Source organism: Rummeliibacillus pycnus (genome assembly GCF_002884495.1).
Classification (GTDB): Bacteria; Bacillota; Bacilli; order Bacillales_A; family Planococcaceae; genus Rummeliibacillus; species Rummeliibacillus pycnus.
Genome location: NZ_KZ614145.1, coordinates 1,913,371 through 1,935,492, shown reverse-complemented (window position 1 = coordinate 1,935,492; position 22,122 = coordinate 1,913,371). Strand labels below are relative to the sequence as shown.

Below are 22,122 nucleotides of genomic sequence, written 5' to 3'. Positions count from 1 at the left end.
GTCTTTTAATGGATACAAACCAATATTTAGAGGTTTTTATAGATGAAAGTAAAGAGCATCTTCAATCTTGTAATGAAAACTTATTAGCATTAGAACAAAGTCCACATGATTTAGCAATAGTCAATGAAATTTTCCGTAATGCTCATACATTAAAGGGTATGTCAGCTACAATGGGTTTTGAGGATTTGGCTGATCTAACACATAAAATGGAGAATGTACTGGATGCTATTCGTAATGAGAAAATTACTGTAACTCCAGAGATTTTGGATGTCGTGTTTGAATCGGTAGATCATTTAGAAGCAATGATTGATGATATTGCGAATGGTGGCGATGGTAAGCATGATGTAACAGCAACTGTTGCTAAACTAAAGCATATTGAAAATGGTGAGCCATTCAATGGAGTGGACCAATCTACTGAAGAATTATCCGTGAATGAACATAAATCTAGTGATGAAGCTTTGCACTATGATGAATTTGAGTTAACTGTTATTCAACAATCGCATGAACAGGATTTTAATACATTTGAAATTGCTGTTCACCTACGTGAAGATTGCTTATTAAAAGCAGCAAGAGTATTTATGGTATTTGATATTTTAGAAAAGTTAGGGGATGTTATAAAATCCTCACCAACTGTTGAAAAACTAGAAGAAGAAGAATTTGATAATGATTTCTATGTAGCCTTGGTAACAAAAGATTCAGCGAGCGATGTACAAAAGAAATTATTAAAAGTATCTGAAGTAGAAAATGTAACAGTTACAAATATTGATTATCAAAAACTTGCTAAACAAGAAGTTGCTGTAACAGTAGTTGAAGAAGTTAGCCCGCAACCAGTTGTTCAAAATACTACTACAAAATCAGTAGCACCGAAAACAAATGCTAACAAAGCATCTGAAAAGAAACCTTCACATACAAGCAGTAAGACGATTCGAGTTAATATTGAACGCTTAGATATTTTAATGAATCTATTTGAAGAACTTGTCATTGACCGTGGGCGTTTACAATCAATAGCATCTGAATTGAATCATAGTGAGTTAAATGAAACTGTAGAAAGAATGTCTCGCATTTCAGGTGATTTACAAAATATAATTTTAACAATGCGAATGGTTCCTGTAGAAACCGTATTTAATCGTTTCCCTAAGATGGTTCGTCAATTAACTAGAGATTTACACAAGAAAGTTCACCTAGAAATTATTGGTGCTGAAACTGAATTAGACCGTACAGTAATTGATGAATTAGGAGATCCTCTTGTACATCTTATTAGAAATGCATTAGATCATGGTATTGAGAACCCAGAAATACGTAAAGCAGCGGGTAAACCTGAAGAAGGAAAAGTGGTACTGCGCGCTTATCATAGTGGCAATCATGTATTTATTGAACTAGAAGATGATGGTGCTGGAATTAATCGTGAAAAAGTATTAGAAAAGGCTATTTCTAGAGGAATTGTATCGGCAGAATCTGCGGAATCCTTAACAGATAACCAAGTAAATGAATTAATTTTAGCATCTGGTTTCTCAACAGCAGATGTAATTTCAGATATTTCTGGACGCGGTGTAGGTTTAGATGTAGTTAAATCTACTATTGAATCTCTTGGTGGTAATATCACGATTGATTCTACAGAAGGAAGAGGTTCATTATTCTCTGTTCAATTGCCTTTAACATTATCAATAATCTCTGTAATGTTAGTAGAAATTGAAAAAGAAATATATGCAATTCCACTATCATCAATTATAGAAACATCTATAATTCGTAAATCTGACATTATGAACGCACATAATCAAAAAGTAATCGATTTCCGTGGGAAAGTTGTTCCACTTGTATTCTTAGAGGAAATCTTTGAGGTACCTCGTAATGAAACAACAGAAGAAGAATTCCATTCAGTAGTTCTTGTACGTAAAGGTGAAAAGATGGCGGGATTAGTAGTAGATTCATTTATAGGACAACAAGAGATCGTCTTAAAATCACTTGGAAACTACTTGACAAATGTATTTGCAATTTCTGGAGCTACAATTCTTGGAAATGGTAAAGTAGCATTAATTATCGACTGTAATTCACTTATAAAATAACGTACTTATAGAAAGAGGTGTCCATAATGGCAAATTCACTTGATATAGAAAGTGTTAAGGTAATTGTATTTCAATTAGGCGATAAAGAGTATGCGATTCCTGTGAATCAAGTTCAAGGAATTGAAAAGACAATGCATATTACACGTGTACCGAAAACTCCTAAATATGTTAAAGGTGTCATTAACCTTCGAGGTGTAGTAACACCAATCATTGATCTTCGGGATCGTTTTAACGTGAAATCATCAGTTGAAAATGAGAATACACGTATCATTATTATTTCATTAGATGAAATGGAAGTAGGATTTATCGTTGATGCTGCTAATGATGTAATGGACATTCCAAAAGTAGCAATCGAACCACAACCTGAAGTTGTAGGGTCTTATGAAGAAGAATTTATCTCTGGTGTTGCAAAAGTAGATAGAAGATTATTAATATTATTGAATTTAGAGAAAGTACTGGATACCTTAAAATAAGGGAAGGTAAAATCTAATGACAATTTACAATAAAATTACGTCTTTACATTTAGATGTCTTAAAAGAAATTGGAAATATAGGGGCTGCTCACGCTGCTACAGCCCTTTCAGATTTATTGAGTACTAAGATTGATATGAGAGTTCCAAAAGTTGAAATGGTCTCTTTTAACGAGATGATGGAATTTGTTGGTGGTGCTGAAAGTGTTGTAACCGGCATTTATCTGCGAATCGAGGGAGATGCGGAGGGTGGTATGTTTTTTATCCTTCCAGTAGAACAAGCAAATCATTTTATCCAAAAATTAATTCATGATGAATCGTTTGATTTTAGAAACCCACCAGTATCAGAACTAGGACAATCTGCGATGCAAGAACTTGGAAATATACTATCGGGTTCCTATTTATCTGCATTATCTGATTTTACGGGCTTGAAAATTTATCCTACTCCACCTGCTCTAACTGTTGATATGTTTGGTGCAATTATTAGCTTTGGCCTTGTTGAAGTATCACAAATCAGTGACCATGTAATTGTTATTGATACAACTATTTTTGAAGAACATATGGGTGATTCAGAAACAGTTCGTGGACATTTCTTTTTATTGCCGGATCCAGACTCTTTTGAGACTATTTTTAGATCTTTAGGGGTTTCGTAAAATGATAATGAATACAAGCACGGTTGTTAAAGTTGGTATTGCTCAAATGGATATTGCAAAATCACCAGATACCATAAGAACATCAGGTTTAGGATCATGTGTAGGTGTAGTACTTTACGATGAAACGAAAGAAATTGCAGGTCTAGTTCATATTATGTTACCAGACTCAAAGTTGGGGCGCGGTAATTCTATTAATGTAGCAAAGTTTGCTGATACTGGAATACCAGCTATGGTAGAGCAGTTGAAAAAAGAAGGCGTTCATTCTTTCAAATTAAAAGCAAAGATTGCAGGTGGGGCTCAAATGTTCCAATTCACATCCAATCGTGATTCGATGCGAATTGGCCCTAGAAATGTAGAAGCGGTAAAAGAGCAATTAAAGAAGTTATCGATTCCAATCGTTTCAGAAGATACTGGTGGAAGTAGTGGGCGAACGATTGAATTTGATACGTTAACTTCTGTTTTACATATCCGTACTGTCAATCAAGGAGTGAAAGAAATATAATGGTAGGCTCATTTTTATCCAATTGTTGGGCAGCTTTAATAGCGTTTACAATTTATTTTTTTATAAATTTCCGATCATCTGAAACTCCAACAAGTATTATTATTCATTCAATTATAGTTGCTATCATTGTGTTTTTACTAACATATGTAGTTCGTTTTATTGTTGCATTTGTTATGTACACTCCATCTGATGAAGAATCAGCAGATGATAAAGAAAAGACAACTGAAAAAACCGATGAGGTTGAGGAAGCTCAACATTCTATGAAAGAAAAGTCTTCCGGTATCCCGAGCGAAGATCAAGCAGAAGCATTGGCGAAAGCTGTCAAAACAATGATGTCAAATGACGAATAATTTTAAAAGGGAGCCTATTTTAGCTCCCTTTTATAGTAAAGTTTTGATATAATAGACATGTTATTATTAAAGACAACGAGGAGGATTCGATGATGCAACCAACTTCAAATGAAGAACAAAAGCTTTGGCAAAGCTGGGCAGCTGAACGTGATCCTCGTGCAGGAGATTTGTTAATAAAAAAATATACTCCACTCGTCTCTTATCATGTACAACGTATTAGCACGGGTTTACCCAAAAATGTATCGAGAGATGAATTGACAAGCCTTGGCATGATGGGATTATTTGACGCACTTAATAAATTTGATATTACAAGAGATTTAAAGTTTGATACATATGCCTCTTTCCGAGTCCGTGGTGCAATAATCGATGGACTTAGAAAGGAAGATTGGTTGCCAAGATCTGCTAGAGAGAAATCAAAAAAATTAGAAGCGCAAATTGAAGCAATGGAACAACAATTACAACGTCATGTTACACCAGAAGAAGTTGCTAAAGAATTAGGCATGAATGTAGATGAAGTATATCAAACAATGCAAGAACATTTTATGTCAAATATATTATCGATGGATGAGCATTCTTCAGATCCAGATGATGCTGAAGTTAAGACATTTGCAATAAGGGATACTCATATACGTACACCAGAACAAGAAATTGTTCGTTCCGAATTAATAGATGATTTAGAAAAAAATATATTAAAATTAAATGACAAAGAACAACAAGTATTAAGTTTATTTTATACAGAGGAGTTAACACTGACTGAAATTGGAGAGATGCTCCATCTCTCCACATCTAGAATATCGCAAATACATTCAAAAGCGCTTTATAAATTACGCAATTTATTAACAGCCGAAATGCAAAATGTGTAGTACATAGGAGACAAAATGTATGAGCTTAAAAAGCGTAGAATTACAGATTGCATTACCTAAAACGTTTGAAGCAGGGAAACTCACGGAAGAAGCTCAGCAACATGTGTATACTAGCCAAGATTTAGCTAATCAGTCATTACAAAAACAAATAGAACGAAATAGAACGAAAGCTTTAGAAAGTAATCAATCTGCTCAAATTAGCGAAAATGATTCATCGAGTGAAAGTAAAAATAATAAGCAGCAAGAGCAAAAAAAGAAGCATCAATCTGTGGCTCTTGCTGAGATCCAACATCCTTTCAAAGGACACTTTGTGGATTTTAGCGGATAGGAGATATAATGGTAGGAACAATTTTGGCGATTTTATTTATTGCGCAACTATTGAGTTTTTATTTCATTATTTTATTGTATACAAAAATTAATAGACTAAGAGAAGTCGAAAAGAGTCAGCAACAATTAAAAGATGAAATGGATAATGCTGTTGGCGCTTACTTAGCAGAAATGCGAGACGAAAATAATCGCTTAATAAAAGAATTAACATTGATAAATAGCAATAAACCAATAGAAGAAAATATGAATATGCATAAAACAAAAGAGAACAATACAAATGAAGTAAATTATAATCAATTTTCAGAAGAAGAAGTGATAGTGCCAACTTTTAATACGCCTAGAAATGTTGCTACTAAAGCATATAAAAATAGTTCTATCGCTCCACAAAATGCTGTGCCACATATTGTTGAAAAATCCAAACAACTAACATTACATGAACAAATTCAAGAATTGTATCGTAGCGGGAAGACTATTGATGAAATTGCTAAAATGTTGCAAAAAGGAAAAACTGAAATTGAGCTATTACTGAAATTCCAACACTAAAAAGGTTGCATAGGACAAGACTGTATGATATATTATCAAGTGGTGTTACATTACACACGTATTCCGATGCATGGAGAGGGTGCTCAATGAGTTGCTCCTACAGATGACGAATACGGAGGACAAAAAACCATATCAGGAGGAAACACTCATGTCAGTAATTTCAATGAAACAATTACTAGAAGCTGGTGTACATTTCGGTCACCAAACTCGCCGTTGGAACCCAAAAATGAAAAAATACATTTTTGTTGAACGTAACGGTATCTACATTATCGATTTACAAAAAACAGTTAAAAAATTAGAAGAAGCTTACGACTTCATGCGCCAAGTTGGCCAAGATGGTGGTAAAGTTCTTTTCGTTGGTACTAAAAAACAAGCTCAAGAAGCTATTAAAGAAGAAGCAGAACGCTCAGGTAACTACTACATTAACCAACGTTGGTTAGGTGGTACTCTTACAAACTTCGGTACTATTCAAAAACGTGTTGCACGTTTGAAAGAAATCGAAAAAATGGAAGAAGATGGAACTTTCGAAGTTCTACCTAAAAAAGAAGTTGTTCAACTTAAAAAACAACACGAACGTCTTGTTAAATTCTTAGGCGGTATCCGTGATATGCATGATCTACCAGATGTAATGTTCGTAGTAGACCCACGCAAAGAACGTATTGCTGTTGCAGAAGCTCGCAAATTAAACATTCCATTAGTAGCTATGGTCGATACTAACTGTGATCCTGATGAAATCGATTACGTTATTCCTTCAAACGATGACGCAATTCGCGCAGTTAAGTTAATCACTGCAAAAATGGCTGATGCTTTAATCGAATCTAAACAAGGTGAAGAAGAAGCAGTTCCAGCTGAAGAGGTTGCAGCTGAGTAATTTCTGATTAGAAAACAGGTGATAAGCGGCTAAACCCTCTTATCACCTTTTTTTGAGAATGATAATAATTTCATATGAATTTATAAGGAGGAACTATCAATGGCAGTAACTGCAAAAATGGTTAAAGAATTACGTGAAAAAACTGGTGCTGGTATGATGGATTGTAAAAAAGCATTAGTACAAGTTGATGGAGATATGGAAGCAGCAATCGACTTCCTACGTGAAAAAGGATTATCTTCAGCAGCTAAAAAAGCAGATCGCGTAGCTGCAGAAGGTACAACATACATCGAAGTAAAAGGTAATGACGCAGTACTTTTAGAAGTTAACGCTGAAACTGATTTCGTTGCTAAAAACGAAGGTTTCAAAACTTTAGTTAAAGAATTAGCTGATCACTTACTAGCTGCTAAACCAGCAACTGTAGAAGAAGCATTAGAAACAACTATGGAAAATGGTGTGAAAGTTGCTGACCATATTTCTTCAGCAATTGCTACAATCGGTGAAAAAATTACACTTCGTCGTTTCACTGTTGCAACAAAAACTGATGCAGATGCATTTGGTGCTTACTTACACATGGGTGGACGTATTGGTGTATTAGCTGTAGTTGAAGGTACAACTGATGCAGATGCAGCTAAAGACGTTGCAATGCATATCGCTGCATTAAATCCTAAATACATCGCACATGACCAAGTTTCAGAAGATGAAATTGCTCACGAACGTAAAGTTTTAACTGAACAAGCACTTAACGAAGGCAAACCAGAAAACATTGTAGCTAAAATGGTAGAAGGTCGTTTACGTAAATACTTCGAAGAAATCTGTGTTCTTGATCAAGCATTTGTTAAAAACCCAGATCAAAAAGTTGGCGATTTTGTAAAATCTGTTGGAGGTACTTTAACTTCATTCGTACGTTATGAAGTTGGTGAAGGTATCGAAAAACGTGAAGATAATTTCGCTGAAGAAGTAATGAGCCAAGTTAAAGGTAAATAATAACGTTTTTATTTAATATTTATGAAAAAAAGTAGGGAGCACAGCTTATCGTGTTCCCTCTTTTTCAAGAAAAAAAGCATGATGGAGGTTCCAATGAGTATGCCACAGTACAAAAGAGTAGTCATTAAACTTAGTGGAGAAGCTCTTGCTGGAGAAGAAGGCTTTGGCTTATCACCTAAAATTGTTAAATCAGTAGCAGAACAAGTAAAAGAAGTTGTTGATCTAGGGGTAGAAGTAGCCCTAGTAGTCGGTGGCGGAAACATTTGGAGAGGGAAAATTGGAGCTGAAATGGGCATGGAACGTGCAAATGCTGATTACATGGGTATGTTAGCAACAGTTATGAATGCATTAGCACTTCAAGATTCACTTGAAAATCTTAGCGTTCCAACACGAGTACAGTCATCAATTGTGATGACGCAAGTGGCAGAACCATATATCCGTAGAAAAGCGGTTCGTCACTTAGAAAAAAAACGTGTAGTTATTTTTGCGGCTGGCACAGGAAACCCTTACTTCTCTACAGACACAACAGCAGCATTACGCGCAGCTGAGATTAATGCAGATGTCATTTTAATGGCTAAAAACAACGTAGATGGCGTATACTCTGCAGATCCAAAAACGAATGCAGATGCAGTAAAATATGATAATCTAACATACTTAGAGGTAATTCAACAAGGATTGCAAGTAATGGATTCAACAGCATCCACATTATGTATGGATAATGATATTCCATTAATCGTGTTCTCTATTACTGAAAACGGTAATATTAAACGTGCTGTATTGGGCGAAACAATCGGAACAGTTGTTAGGAGGAATTCATAATGTCAAAAGAAGTTATTGCAAAAGCTGAAGAAAAAATGACGAAATCGATTCAAGCATTTAATCGTGCATTAGCAACTATTCGTGCTGGACGAGCAAATGCCTCATTACTAGACCACGTAACTGTTGATTATTATGGTGCACCTACACCAATTAATCAATTAGCGGGTATTTCAATTCCAGAAGCACGATTATTAGTTATTCAGCCTTATGACAAAACAGTTCTTGGCGAAATTGAAAAAGCATTATTAAAATCTGATATTGGTATTACACCAACAAACGATGGTAATGTTATTCGATTGACAATTCCAGCCTTGACAGAGGAACGTCGTAAAGAACTAGTAAAGTTAGTGAAAAAAGAAGCCGAAGAAGCAAAAGTTGTTGTTCGTAATGTTCGCCGTGATGCTAATGATGAATTTAAGAAATTAGAAAAAGCTGGCGAAATTACAGAAGATGATTTACGTGGCTATTCAGATGATATCCAAAAACTAACAGATGCAAATATTGTGAAAGTAGACCAAATTGCAAAAGAAAAAGAAAGCGAAATTATGTCTGTCTAACACTTCGTATAGAAAAGAGCTTAGTAGCGATTTTTCTATAAACAATTGCTCATGAAAATGAAAGTCTCTTGCAGATGTCACAGGTTTAGAATGTTGAAAAATAAATTCAAATCTGGAAGTAATTACGAGAGGCGTAATTGATTTTTTAGAACCTTGTGTTTTTTAAGACGTCCTATAAGTACAGGGACGTCTTTTTTTGTTAAGATTAAGGAAAAAAATCCGTATTTTTGATATGATAGAAGTAGTATACGTTCCGATTTGTAAGTTAGTGGAGGATTCTAAATGTTAAACAAACTCATATGGGGAAAATCAGATAAACACAGTCAAGATTTACAGGAACGAATTTCAGAGATTTCAAATGAAGAAGTACCTGCCCATATTGCAATTATTATGGATGGAAACGGTAGATGGGCGAAAAAACGTGCATTACCTCGTGTTGCTGGGCATCATGAAGGTATGAAAAACGTACGTAAAATTACACGAGCTGCAAATGCAATCGGAGTAAAAGCAATTACTTTATATGCTTTTTCAACAGAAAACTGGAAACGTCCAAGAAAAGAAGTAGAATTTTTGATGCGTTTACCTGAAGAATTTTTAGGTTCATTTTTACCTGAATTAATGGAGCTAAATATTCGAATCGAAATGATTGGTGAAATGGATGTTTTACCAGATCATACACAGCGTGCTGTTCAAAACGCTATGGAACAAACAAAAGATAACACAGGAATGGTCCTTAACTTTGCATTGAATTACGGCAGTCGAACAGAATTAGTACTTGCTATGCAACGAATAGCAAAAAAAATTAAGGATGGAGACTTGGAAGTATCAGATATTACCGAACATAATATCACATCAGAACTTATGACTGCTAATTTACCTGACCCTGATTTATTAATTCGGACGAGTGGAGAAATTCGTTTAAGTAATTTTATGTTATGGCAACTTGCTTACACAGAATTTTGGTTTACGGAAATCCTATGGCCAGACTTTGACGAACATGCCTTTTTTGATGCTATCAAAGACTATCAAAAACGCAATCGCCGATATGGTGGATTGAAAGGAGAATAAGGAAGATTGAAACAGCGTATTATTACAGCGGTAATTGCTGCTGCACTGTTTATACCATTCATTATCTATGGCCAATTACCATTTACCATTTTGATATACGCAATGGCAGCTATAGGATTATATGAAATATTGAAAATGAGAGGAATATCACTATTCTCATTACCAGGGATCGTCACATTATTTGCATTGTTTGTTATTTTAATGCCAAATGATTGGAGTAAACGAGTCCAAATTATAACATCTTATTCAAAAATTGAATATGTATTCATATTTGTAATATTATTGTTGATTTATTCAGTAATTGTAAAAAACAAATTTACATTCGATGACGTTGGATTTTTAATAGCTAGTGCCTTTTATGTGGGAATAGGATTTCACTTCTTTATTACTACACGTACAGAAGGATTAGCATTTGTTGTTTATGCATTAGTTATTGTATGGTCTACGGATTCAGGAGCATACTTCATAGGAAGAAAGATTGGTAAACATAAATTATGGCCAGAGATTTCACCAAATAAAACAGTTGAAGGTTTTATTGGAGGAATAGTTGTAGCAATTATTTCTGCAGTTATTTTCCAATTGATTGCAGGACTAGATAAATCATATTTAACATTAATGATTGTCACAATCGTAGCTTCTATATTTGGGCAATTAGGTGATTTAGTAGAATCAGCAATTAAACGGCATTATGGTGTGAAGGATTCTGGGAAATTACTTCCTGGGCATGGGGGGATTTTAGACCGTTTTGATAGTCTACTATTCGTTTTACCTTTGCTCTATTTCTTTCACTTTATTGGATAAGGGAGATTTTTTAAATGAAATCAATTAGCTTATTAGGAGCAACTGGCTCTATTGGCTTACAAACACTAGATATTGTAAGAGAACATGCAGATGAATTCGAAATTGTGGCATTCGCAGCAGGGAAAAATATCGAAAAAACGAGAGAAATTATTCTTGAGTTTAATCCCAAATTAGTATCAGTACAATTAGAGGAAGATGCACAAATTCTTTCAAAAGAGTTTCCTAATATTGACTTCACTTATGGGGCAAAAGGGTTAGTCGATGTAGCTACTTTTTCAGATGGAAATGTTTTATTAAATGCTGTATTAGGAAGTATTGGCCTTGAAGCAACATTGGCAGCTATACGAGAAAAAAAAGCAATAGCAATTGCTAATAAAGAAACATTAGTGACTGCTGGGCACTTGGTAATGAGTGAAGCAAAAAAATATGGAGCACCAATATTACCAGTAGATAGTGAACACTCAGCTCTTTGGCAATCAATGCAAGGTGAAAATCGTAATTCCATTTCACGACTAATTTTAACAGCATCAGGTGGAAGCTTCCGCGATAAAAAACGTGAAGATTTAAAAAATGTAACGATTAAAGAAGCCTTAAATCATCCAAATTGGTCAATGGGAGCCAAAATTACGATCGATTCAGCTACATTAATGAACAAAGGATTAGAAGTAATTGAAGCATCGGTCTTATATGACATGCCTTATGATCAAATTGATGTTTTAATCCATAGAGAAAGCATTATTCACTCCATGGTTGAATATCATGATACAAGTATAATGGCTCAATTAGGAACACCTGACATGCGTACTCCCATTCAATATGCTTTAAGTTATCCTGAGAGATTACCAAGACGGACTGCAGAAAGATTAGATTTAGCGAAGATTGGGCAATTGCATTTCGAAAATGTTGATTTAAATCGTTTCCGTTGCTTAGATTTTGCGTATCAAGCTGGTAGAATGGGTGGTACTATTTTAACGGTAATGAATGCTGCAAATGAGGCTGCAGTAGGTGCCTTTTTGCAAGAAAAAATTAAATTCCTAGAAATTGAAGACATTATCGAAAGAATGATGAACGATCATGTTAACATTCAACATCCAGATTTAGAAACTATTTTACATGTTGATAAAGAAACGAGAAAAACAGTTCAAACCATGCTAAAATAGCAATAGTAGTGATTTTACACAAGCTGAAAAAGGTGGGATTCCATGCAATCAATCATTGCATTCATCATAGTATTCGGTTCCATCGTGTTTTTCCATGAACTAGGACACTTCATCTTTGCAAAACGTTCTGGAATATTAGTGCGTGAATTTGCAATTGGCTTTGGTCCCAAAATATTAGGGATCAATAAAGGCGAAACATTGTATACCATTCGCTTATTGCCAATGGGTGGTTATGTCCGTATGGCAGGAGACGATGCAGATGTGGTTGAGCTTCAACCAGGTTATCGAATTGGAATGTTGTTGAATGATCAAAACGAAGTAACGAAAATCGTTTTAAATCAAAACAAGCAATTACCTGACATGTTATTCCTTGAGGTGGAAAAGGCAGATCTTCAAAAAGATTTATGGGTTGAAGGTTATGATGAAGATGAGAAGCTTGTACGTTACAAAATAGCGCGCAATGCGGTTATCGAAGAAAATGGTAGCGAACTTATTATTGCACCATATGACCGTCAATTTAATTCTAAATCAGTGGGTAAAAGAGCAATGACAATTTTTGCTGGCCCATTGTTTAACTTTATACTTTCAATTGTAGTGTTTATTGCTATTGCATTAATGCAGGGTGTACCAACATACGAACCGGTTATTGCAGGTGTGGTAAAAAATAGTCCTGCCTCAAATGCAGGTCTAGAAAAAGGTGACTTGATCACATCCATAAATGGAAAGTCTATTAGTAGTTGGCAAGAACTATCAGATGCAATTCAAAACAATCCTGATAAACAATTAACATTGGATGTTAAACGTGATAGTGGTCATAAAACCATTAATGTAACGCCAACTGAAAAGACAATTGATGGACAATCAATTGGTCAAATTGGTGTTCAATATCAAAGTCCTGTTGAAAAAAATCCATTGAAAGCAATTTCATTTGGTTTTACAGAAACATATCATTGGATTATTAAAATTTTCACCATTCTCGGATCTCTAATTACCGGTGGATTTACGATTAACGCATTATCGGGTCCTGTTGGTATTTATAAAGCAACTGAAGAGGTTGCTAAATATGGTATTGTTAATATTATGAACTGGGCAGCTGTCCTAAGTATTAACTTAGGCATCATGAACTTATTGCCTTTACCAGCATTAGATGGTGGTCGCTTATTATTCTTTGGTTTTGAAGCCGTTCGTGGTAAACCAGTCGATCGCCAAAAAGAAGGGATGGTACATTTCGTTGGGATTGTACTATTAATGATACTTATGCTTGCGGTGACCTGGAATGATATACAACGATTCTTCTTTTAGATTTGATGGTAATCTGCGACATCATTAAGAAGAAATAAGCATTTCAGTGTGTGTTTGGACTACTTTTGATGTTCTGTAATCAAAATAATACAGGTGACAGACATTGCTGAAAAAGTTAAACTAATTAAATATAGCTCAAAGTGAGGTTTTTTTGATGAAACAAAGTAAAACATTTATCCCAACTTTGCGCGAAGTACCTGCTGATGCAGACGTTAAGTCTCATCAGCTCTTATTACGTGCAGGTTTTATCCGCCAAAATACAAGTGGCGTATATTCATACTTACCATTAGGAATTAAAGTATTACAAAAAATTGAACAAATTGTTCGTGAAGAAATGGATGCAGCAGGAGCTGTGGAATTATTAATGCCTTCATTGCAACAAGCTGAACTTTGGCAAGAATCGGGTCGTTGGGAAGCTTATGGACCTGAATTAATGCGTTTAACAGACCGTCATGATCGTCAATTTGCACTTGGTCCAACTCATGAAGAAGTAATTACTTCGCTAGTACGTGATGAAGTAAAGTCATATAAAAAATTACCATTAACTTTATATCAAATTCAAACTAAATTCCGAGATGAAAAACGTCCTCGTTTTGGCTTACTACGTGGTCGAGAATTTATCATGAAAGATGCATATTCTTTCCATGCTAATCAAGAAAGTTTAGATGAAACTTATCAAGATATGGTGAAAGCCTATACAAATATATTCACTCGTCTTGGTTTGAAATTCCGTGCTGTAATCGCCGACTCTGGTTCTATTGGTGGTACAGATACACATGAATTTATGGTATTATCTGAAATTGGTGAAGATACAATTGCATACTCTGATGAAACAGACTATGCAGCTAATATTGAAATGGCTGAAGTAAACGTAGAATATACACATTCAAGTGAAGAAATGAAGGATTTAGAAAAAGTAGAAACACCAGATCAAAAAACAATTGAAGAAGTAGCTACGTTCCTAAATGTAAAACCAGAAGAATGCATCAAAACATTAGTCTTTAATGTAGATGGTGATTTAGTTGTAGTTCTTGCTCGTGGTGATCATGAAATTAATGATATTAAACTAAAACATGCATTAGACGCTGAAACTGTTGAATTGGCAGATGAAGCTGCTGTTTTTGAATTATTAAATTGTCATGTAGGTTCTTTAGGTCCTGTAAAACTACCAGTCAATGTAAAAGTAATAGCAGATAATGCTATTAAATCAATCCGCAATGGTGCTTGTGGTGCAAATGAAGATGGCTATCATTATATCAATGTAAACCCAGGTAGAGATTTTGCTATTGATCGTTATGAAGACTTACGTTTTGTACAAGTTGGTGACCCAACGCCAGATGGCAAAGGAACTATCAAATTCGCAGAAGGAATTGAAGTCGGACATGTCTTTAAATTAGGTACAAAATATAGTGATGCGATGAAAGCAACATACTTAGATGAAAATGGTCGTTCACAACCATTTATTATGGGATGCTATGGTATTGGTGTTTCTCGCGTAATGGCTGCTGTAGCAGAACAATTCCAAGATAGCTACGGATTTGTATGGCCTAAACAAGTGGCACCATACGATATTCACTTAATTTCAGTAAATGAAAAAGACGAAGTACAAAAAAGTTTAACAGAGGATCTTTACAAGTTACTTCAATCTTATCGATATGATGTATTATATGATGATCGTAAAGAGCGTGCAGGAGTTAAGTTTGCTGATGCCGATTTAATTGGATTACCAGTACGAGTAACAGTTGGTAAAAAAGCTTCAGAAGGTATTGTTGAAGTTAAATTCCGTCAAACAGGCGAAACATTCGAATGGGCGAAAGAAGAACTTGTCGATCGCTTAAATAATTTCTTTCACGCTGAGTAATTAACAATTGCTAAAGGGTATTTTAGGAGAGGAAGTACTATTTGTACTTTCTTTTCTTTATTTAACGGCTCTATTATATAATATTGTTGAATTTCAAGTTGTTTAATAATACTCGTTCGAATATCTAGTGAAGAAAGTAGGTGGGAAGATGGCGAACGAACAAGATTCAAAATTAAAATTCCAGCTCTTATTACAACAGATTAACATGACAGAAGATGTCTTTATGCCATTTTTTGAGTCGGCTGAAATGACACGTATGACGGTTCATAAAACAGACCGCATTTGGCGCTTTTCATTGAAATTCCAAAATATATTGCCTTTTCGTGTATATCAAGATTTTCAAATGCGTTTAGATGCTGCGTTCACTCGAATTGCAAATGTAGTCGTTGACATTCGTGCAGTAAATCAACAATTGTCACAAGAACTTATCTCAGATTATTGGCTCAAAATAGTGGAAGAAATTGATGAAATGTCTCCTCCGTTAAGAGAAGGTTTAGCCAAACAATTTCCTGAATGGAATGGTCAAAAACTTTTGCTCAACTGTCAACAAGAATTTCAATTGATGACATTAAAAAGTAAATATGCGGAGGTTATTTCCAAGCGATATATGCAATATGGATTTCCACATATGACCATTGATTTTCAGCTAAAGGAATCAACAGAGGATTTAAAGGAACAGCAACAGGCGTTTCTTGAACAGCGCCGTAAAGAAGAAGCTGCTTTTGCTCAGCAGGCTGTTATGGATATGCAAAAACGCGAAAAAGAAAAACAGGAATCTCCTGAGTTGGCTGAGGCTGGCGACAGACCTTTCCAATTGGGTATCCCGATTAAATCAGATGAACCTATAATGGAAATTCACCAAATACAAGATGAGGAACGACGCATAGTAATTGAAGGATTTGTTTTCGATGTTGAAGTAAAAGAATTACGAAGCGGCCGTTCTTTATTAACCATTAAGTTAACTGATTACACCGATTCTATTTTAGTTAAAATGTTCTCTCGTGATAAAGAGGATGCAGCTCTTATGCAAATGGCTAAAAAAGGAATGTGGTTAAAAGTTCGTGGGTCAGTTCAAAATGATACATTTGTTCGTGATTTAATCGTAATGGCTCAAGATATGGTTGAGATAAAACCAATATTCAGAGTGGATAAAGCACCAGAAGAAGAAAAACGTGTAGAGTTGCATTTGCATACACCGATGAGTCAAATGGATGCAGTTTCCTCAGTAGATTCACTAGTTGGACAAGCTGCAAAATGGGGACATCCAGCTATCGCAATTACTGATCATGCAGTTGTACAATCTTTTCCTGATGCTTATAATGCAGGTAAAAAACACGGGATTAAGATTATTTATGGAATTGAAGCAAATTTAGTAAATGATGGTGTACCGATTGCCTACGATGATCAACACCGTTTACTAGAAGAAGAAACATTCGTAGTATTTGACGTAGAAACAACTGGATTATCAGCGGCATATGATACGATTATTGAACTTGCAGCGGTAAAAATAAAGAATGGTGAAGTAATTGATACATTCGAAAGTTTTGCCAATCCACATCATCCACTTTCAGCAACAACCATTGAGTTAACAAGTATCACTGATGATATGGTAAGAGATGCTCCTGAAGTTGTAGATATGATTGCAAAATTCCATGAATTTATAGGGGGTGCTATTGTTGTAGCACATAATGCAACGTTTGATATTGGTTTTCTTTATGAAGCTTATAAACAAGCAGGGATTGATGATTTCCATCATCCTGTAATTGATACTTTAGAGCTTGCACGTTTTTTACATCCAGAAATGAAAAATCATCGATTAAATACGTTATGTAAAAAATTCAATATTGATTTAACACAACATCACCGTGCTATTTACGATACAGAAGCCACTGGTTATTTACTGTTGCATTTATTAAAAGAAGCAGATGAACATGATATTAAATATCATGATGACTTCAACAAACATATAGGTGAAGGAGATGCATTTAAAAGAGCGCGTCCTACACACTGTACGATTTTAGCAATTGATAATGATGGGTTAAAAAATCTATTTAAGCTAGTAAGTGAATCACATGTCCAAACTTTCTATCGTGTTCCAAGGATAAAACGTTCATCCCTACAAAAATATCGCCAAGGATTGCTTGTAGGTTCAGCGTGTGATAAAGGTGAATTTTTCACAGCAGTTATGCAAAAATCAATGGATGAAGCAATGGAAGTAGCAAAGTTCTATGATTACTTAGAAGTACATCCAAAAGAAGTTTATGCACCTTTAATTGAAGCAGAGCTAATTCGTGATGAATGGAATTTAGAAGATATCATACGTAAAATTGTGAAAATTGGTAAGAAATTAGATAAACCAGTTGTAGCAACAGGTAATGTGCATTATTTAAGTGAAAATGACGCGATTTTTCGTAAAATTCTATTACGTTCACAAGGTGGTGCGAATCCATTAAATCGCTATGAACTACCAAAAGTTCATTTACGAACTACAGATGAGATGTTGCAAGATTTTGCGTTTTTGGGTGAAGATATAGCAAAAGAGATTGTTGTCACAAATTCTCAAAAAATAGCAGATATGATAGGGGATGTTGTACCAGTAAAAGATAAGTTATACACCCCAAGAATCCAAGGCGCAGAAGAAACCGTTCGTGAAATGAGTTATGCAATGGCTCATAAAATTTATGGACCTAATCTCCCGGAAATAGTAGAGGCACGCCTTGAAAAAGAATTGGGCTCTATTATTGGACATGGATTCTCTGTTATCTATCTGATTGCACATAAGCTTGTAAAAAAATCATTAACTGATGGATATTTAGTAGGTTCGCGTGGTTCTGTAGGCTCATCACTTGTTGCAACAATGATGGAGATTACAGAGGTCAATGCTTTACCACCACATTATATATGCCCAAATTGCCAACATGTTGAATTCTTCAATGATGGTTCGGTAGGTTCGGGTTTTGACTTACCGAATAAAGATTGCCCTGAATGTGGTACACCCTATAAAAAAGATGGACATGATATTCCTTTTGAAACTTTCTTAGGTTTTAAAGGGGATAAAGTACCTGATATCGATTTAAACTTTAGTGGTAGTTATCAACCACGTGCCCACAACTATACAAAAGTATTATTCGGTGAAGATTATGCGTATCGTGCGGGAACAATTGGTACAGTTGCTGAAAAAACTGCATATGGTTACGTAAAGGGCTATGCAGCAGACAATAATCTCAATTTCCGTGGTGCAGAAGTTGATCGACTCGTACAAGGATGTACTGGAGTAAAACGAACAACAGGTCAGCATCCGGGTGGTATTATCGTAGTACCTGATTATATGGACATTTACGATTTCTCACCTTTCCAATATCCAGCAGATGCACAAGATGCTGAGTGGAGAACAACACATTTTGATTTCCATTCTATCCATGACAATGTATTAAAGCTTGATATACTTGGACACGATGATCCGACTGTTATTCGTATGTTACTGGATTTAACAGGTATTGATCCAAAAACGATTCCAACAGATGATCCAGAAGTGATGAAAATTTTCACAGGTCCAGAATCTTTAGGAGTCACAGCTGAACAGATTAATTGTAAAACAGGCACTCTTGGGATACCGGAATTCGGAACAAGATTTGTACGTCAAATGTTAGAGGAAACAAAACCTTCAACTTTCTCCGAACTTGTTCAAATTTCAGGCTTATCACATGGAACGGATGTATGGTTAGGAAATGCTAGTGAATTAATCGAAAACGGGACATGTGTCTTATCTGAGGTTATAGGTTGTCGTGATGATATAATGGTTTATTTAATTTATCAAGGCCTTGAACCATCATTAGCATTTAAAATAATGGAACATGTTCGTAAAGGGAAAGGGTTAACTGAGGATATGGAAGCTGCAATGCGGAAAGAAAATGTCCCAGAATGGTACATTGACTCTTGTAAAAAAATTAAATACATGTTCCCGAAAGCTCATGCTGCAGCTTATGTATTAATGGCTGTTCGAATCGCATACTTTAAAGTACACTTCCCAATCGTTTATTATTGTGCATATTTTACTGTACGCGCTGATGACTTCGATTTGATCGCGATGGTGAACGGTTCACAAATGATTCGTGCGCATATTGAAGAGATTGAAGCAAAAGGTTTAGACGCTTCCACAAAGGAAAAAAGTTTATTGACTGTGTTGGAATTAGCACTTGAAATGTGTGAACGTGGCATGTCATTCCAAAAAGTTGATTTATACCGTTCCAAAGCTACAGAATTTGTAATTGATGGTCAAAGTTTAATTCCACCATTCAATGCTATTCCGGGTCTTGGAAATAACGTTGCATATGCTATTGAAAAAGCCAGAGAAGAAGGTGAGTTCCTATCTAAAGAGGATCTGCAAATTCGAGGTCGCGTATCTAAAACGCTCATTGAGTATATGGATAAATTAGGATGCTTGGAAGGACTACCAGATGCTAATCAATTGTCTCTCTTCTAGAGTCATTTGCATTTGCTGCTTAATTGTGTTATAATTTAGTCAATTATTTGTTGATAGAACGGCAGCAAAAGAGTGGGATTTCCCGCTCTTTTCTGTTGTTATGACAACTATGTGAGTCAGGAGGATTGTATGAGCAAAGTCATAACTGAAGTAGAACAATTAGTAACGCCAATAGTAGAAAGCCTAAATCTTGAATTAGTCGAAGTAGAATTTGTCAAAGAAGGTCGCGATTGGTTTCTACGCGTTTATGTGGATACTCCTGAAGGAAATATTGACATTGAGCAATGTGCTCAAGTAAGTGAATTACTTAGTGTAAAACTGGATGAAGTTGATCCAATTGAACAAAATTATTTTCTTGAAGTTTCCTCTCCAGGGGCAGAGCGTCCACTAAAAAAAGATGCGGATTTTGATAAAGCAATTAATCAATTTGTGCATATTAAATCATATGAAGCCATTAATGGTATGAAAGAATTTGAAGGATATTTAAAATCATACACAGACGAAGGTGCTGAACTGGCTGTTCAGATTAAGACAAGGAAAATTACAGTTCTCATCCCGAAAGATAAAATTGCAAAAGCAAGATTAGCAATTGATTTTTCAGCAGAACGTTAACTTTAGGAGTGAAATAGACAATGAGTAAGGAATTAGTCGGTGCATTAAATGCACTTGAAGCGAAAGGTATCTCTAAAGAGGTAATCGTTGAAGCAATAGAAGCAGCACTAATAAATGCATATAAAAAGAATTATAACCAAGCTGCAAATGTTCGTGTAGACTTGAATTTAGAACGTGGCACTATGCATTTATATTCTCGTAAAGATGTTGTCGAAGAAGTGGAAGATGAACGTTTACAAATTTCTTTAGAAGATGCAAAAAGAATTAACCCTAATTATGAATTAGGCGACGTTGTTGAAGAAGAAGAAACACCACGTAACTTTGGACGAATTGCAGCAACAACTGCAAAACAAATTGTTACACAACGTTTCCGTGAAGCAGAACGAGGCATCGTATATGAAGAATATGTAGATCGTGCAGATGATATCATTAATGGTGTTGTAGAACGTTTAGATGCGCGTAATATTTATGTGGGAATTGGTAAAATAGAAGCTGTTCTTCCACAAAACGAACAAATTCCAGGTGAAGTTTATAAACCTCATGATCGTATTAAAGTGTATATTACGAAAGTTGAACGTACTTCTAGAGGTCCTCAAGTATTCGTTTCTCGTACTCATCCAGGTCTATTACGCCGCTTATTTGAACTTGAAGTACCAGAAATCTTTGAAGGAACTGTAGAAATTAAGTCAATCGCGCGTGAAGCTGGTGATCGTTCTAAAATTTCTGTTGTAGCTCACAACGATGAAGTGGATCCAGTTGGCTCTTGTGTAGGTGCGAAGGGTGCTCGAGTTCAAGCTATTGTTAACGAATTACACGATGAAAAAATCGACATTGTAGAGTGGTCTGAAGATCCAGTTGTTTTCGTTGCTAATGCTTTAAGTCCTTCTCAAGTTTTAGACGTACAAGTAAATGAAGAAGAAAAATCTACAACAGTTGTAGTCCCTGATTATCAATTATCTTTAGCAATTGGTAAACGAGGTCAAAATGCAAGACTAGCTGCAAAACTTACTGGATGGAAAATTGATATTAAAAGTGAAACAGATGCAAGAGAATTAGGAATTTATCCTCGTCAAGAAGTGCAAACTGATGTTTATGAAGATCATGAACCGACTAATATTGATGAAGTAGAAGTGGACTTATATAAAGACGACGAAGAATAATTAAGAGTAGTATGATTGGTAGGATTATACTTTTCCTTACCAATCATCTCTTAACGACAGAAGAAAGGTGAGTTCTGATGCCGATTAACCGTAAAGTACCTTTAAGAAAGTGTATCGCTACAGGCGAAATGCTTCCAAAGAAAGAAATGATTCGTGTCGTTCGTACACAAGAAGGAGAAGTCACTGTTGACCTAACAGGTAAAAAATCCGGCCGTGGTGCATATGTTTCAAAATCAGAAGCAGCCATTAAAACAGCTAAGGAAAAAAATGTATTTGAGCGTCAACTTGAAGTGAAAATTCCAGAACAAGTGTATGATGATCTAATGGCAATCGTTCGTAAGGAACCATCAGCATGAATCCAGAACAAGCAATCTATAATTTATTAGGGTTAGCTGCTCGTGCTCGTAAAGTGGTTACCGGAGAAGAACAAGTAATAAAAGAAGTACGTGGACAAAAAGCAAAACTTGTGATTCTATCACAGGATGCTTCAAAAAATACACGAAAAAAAATGCAAGATAAATGTAAGTCTTTTAACGTTGAGCTACATGAATTTGCGACAAGAGATCTTCTTGGACACGCTATTGGTAGGGAGGCGAGAGTTTCCGTAGCTATTATGGATAGTGGTTTTGCAAAAAAACTATCCGAGCTACTCAACGAAATCTAACCGGGGGTGA

Annotated in this window: 22 protein-coding genes; all 22 read left to right on the top strand. The window is 35.4% G+C overall.

Going from position 1 to position 22,122, the window contains the following annotated elements; translation table 11 throughout:
- Nucleotides 1–8 precede the first annotated feature (8 nt).
- The 22 genes from CEF14_RS09610 to CEF14_RS09505 all read left to right on the top strand — a co-directional run bounded on the left by CEF14_RS09610 (nt 9) and on the right by CEF14_RS09505 (nt 22,112).
- Nucleotides 9–2,063, top strand: a complete 2,055-nt coding sequence (locus CEF14_RS09610) for a chemotaxis protein CheA (protein ID WP_102692645.1) — start codon at nt 9–11, stop codon at nt 2,061–2,063.
- 26 nt (nt 2,064–2,089) lie between these two features.
- Entirely contained in the window at nt 2,090–2,536 is a 447-nt protein-coding gene (locus CEF14_RS09605; RefSeq protein WP_102692644.1) for a chemotaxis protein CheW, read from the top strand.
- Between the two features lie 16 nt (nt 2,537–2,552).
- Nucleotides 2,553–3,185, top strand: a complete 633-nt coding sequence (locus CEF14_RS09600) for a chemotaxis protein CheC (protein WP_102692643.1) — start codon at nt 2,553–2,555, stop codon at nt 3,183–3,185.
- 1 nt (nt 3,186) lies between these two features.
- Nucleotides 3,187–3,687, top strand: a complete 501-nt coding sequence (locus CEF14_RS09595) for a chemotaxis protein CheD (protein ID WP_102692642.1) — start codon at nt 3,187–3,189, stop codon at nt 3,685–3,687.
- A gap of 128 nt (nt 3,688–3,815) precedes the next feature.
- The gene (locus CEF14_RS19035; RefSeq protein WP_170061494.1) at nt 3,816–4,037 is read left to right on the top strand and encodes a hypothetical protein; all 222 of its coding nucleotides are present in this window, start codon (nt 3,816–3,818) and stop codon (nt 4,035–4,037) included.
- A gap of 89 nt (nt 4,038–4,126) precedes the next feature.
- Nucleotides 4,127–4,900, top strand: coding sequence for a FliA/WhiG family RNA polymerase sigma factor (locus CEF14_RS09585; protein ID WP_102692640.1), 774 nt, complete (start codon nt 4,127–4,129; stop codon nt 4,898–4,900).
- Between the two features lie 19 nt (nt 4,901–4,919).
- Nucleotides 4,920–5,228: an RNA polymerase subunit sigma gene (locus CEF14_RS09580; RefSeq protein WP_102692639.1), complete on the top strand. Its 309-nt coding sequence runs from the start codon at nt 4,920–4,922 to the stop codon at nt 5,226–5,228.
- An 8-nt stretch (nt 5,229–5,236) separates the two neighbouring features.
- The gene (locus CEF14_RS09575) at nt 5,237–5,770 is read left to right on the top strand and encodes a helix-turn-helix domain-containing protein (RefSeq protein WP_102692638.1); all 534 of its coding nucleotides are present in this window, start codon (nt 5,237–5,239) and stop codon (nt 5,768–5,770) included.
- Nucleotides 5,771–5,918: 148 nt separating this feature from the next.
- Nucleotides 5,919–6,641: a 30S ribosomal protein S2 gene (rpsB, locus tag CEF14_RS09570; protein WP_102692637.1), complete on the top strand. Its 723-nt coding sequence runs from the start codon at nt 5,919–5,921 to the stop codon at nt 6,639–6,641.
- A gap of 99 nt (nt 6,642–6,740) precedes the next feature.
- Nucleotides 6,741–7,625: a translation elongation factor Ts gene (gene tsf / locus CEF14_RS09565; protein ID WP_102692636.1), complete on the top strand. Its 885-nt coding sequence runs from the start codon at nt 6,741–6,743 to the stop codon at nt 7,623–7,625.
- Nucleotides 7,626–7,718: 93 nt separating this feature from the next.
- Nucleotides 7,719–8,444 (top strand): UMP kinase, encoded by a 726-nt coding sequence (pyrH, locus tag CEF14_RS09560; RefSeq protein WP_102692635.1) that lies wholly within the window; start codon nt 7,719–7,721, stop codon nt 8,442–8,444.
- Nucleotides 8,444–9,001, top strand: coding sequence for a ribosome recycling factor (gene frr, locus CEF14_RS09555; protein ID WP_102692634.1), 558 nt, complete (start codon nt 8,444–8,446; stop codon nt 8,999–9,001). The genes pyrH and frr overlap by 1 nt, the downstream gene beginning before the upstream one ends.
- A gap of 282 nt (nt 9,002–9,283) precedes the next feature.
- Complete coding sequence (locus tag CEF14_RS09550) at nt 9,284–10,069, top strand: isoprenyl transferase (protein ID WP_102692633.1); 786 nt, start codon at nt 9,284–9,286, stop codon at nt 10,067–10,069.
- A 6-nt stretch (nt 10,070–10,075) separates the two neighbouring features.
- Nucleotides 10,076–10,870, top strand: a complete 795-nt coding sequence (locus tag CEF14_RS09545; RefSeq protein ID WP_102692632.1) for a phosphatidate cytidylyltransferase — start codon at nt 10,076–10,078, stop codon at nt 10,868–10,870.
- A 14-nt stretch (nt 10,871–10,884) separates the two neighbouring features.
- A complete protein-coding gene (dxr, locus tag CEF14_RS09540) occupies nt 10,885–12,030 on the top strand; it encodes a 1-deoxy-D-xylulose-5-phosphate reductoisomerase (protein ID WP_102692631.1) in 1,146 nt (381 codons plus the stop codon).
- A gap of 42 nt (nt 12,031–12,072) precedes the next feature.
- On the top strand, nt 12,073–13,332 hold the full coding sequence (rseP, locus tag CEF14_RS09535; RefSeq protein WP_102692630.1) for an RIP metalloprotease RseP: 1,260 nt from the start codon (nt 12,073–12,075) through the stop codon (nt 13,330–13,332).
- 154 nt (nt 13,333–13,486) lie between these two features.
- On the top strand, nt 13,487–15,193 hold the full coding sequence (locus tag CEF14_RS09530; RefSeq protein WP_102692629.1) for a proline--tRNA ligase: 1,707 nt from the start codon (nt 13,487–13,489) through the stop codon (nt 15,191–15,193).
- Between the two features lie 148 nt (nt 15,194–15,341).
- Entirely contained in the window at nt 15,342–19,676 is a 4,335-nt protein-coding gene (locus tag CEF14_RS09525) for a PolC-type DNA polymerase III (RefSeq protein ID WP_102692628.1), read from the top strand.
- A 129-nt stretch (nt 19,677–19,805) separates the two neighbouring features.
- On the top strand, nt 19,806–20,288 hold the full coding sequence (gene rimP / locus CEF14_RS09520) for a ribosome maturation factor RimP (RefSeq protein WP_102692627.1): 483 nt from the start codon (nt 19,806–19,808) through the stop codon (nt 20,286–20,288).
- 20 nt (nt 20,289–20,308) lie between these two features.
- Nucleotides 20,309–21,448, top strand: coding sequence for a transcription termination factor NusA (gene nusA, locus CEF14_RS09515; RefSeq protein ID WP_102692626.1), 1,140 nt, complete (start codon nt 20,309–20,311; stop codon nt 21,446–21,448).
- Nucleotides 21,449–21,525: 77 nt separating this feature from the next.
- Entirely contained in the window at nt 21,526–21,804 is a 279-nt protein-coding gene (gene rnpM, locus CEF14_RS09510) for an RNase P modulator RnpM (protein WP_102692625.1), read from the top strand.
- Complete coding sequence (locus tag CEF14_RS09505; RefSeq protein WP_102692624.1) at nt 21,801–22,112, top strand: YlxQ family RNA-binding protein; 312 nt, start codon at nt 21,801–21,803, stop codon at nt 22,110–22,112. The genes rnpM and CEF14_RS09505 overlap by 4 nt, the downstream gene beginning before the upstream one ends.
- The last annotated feature ends 10 nt before the right edge of the window (nt 22,113–22,122 follow it).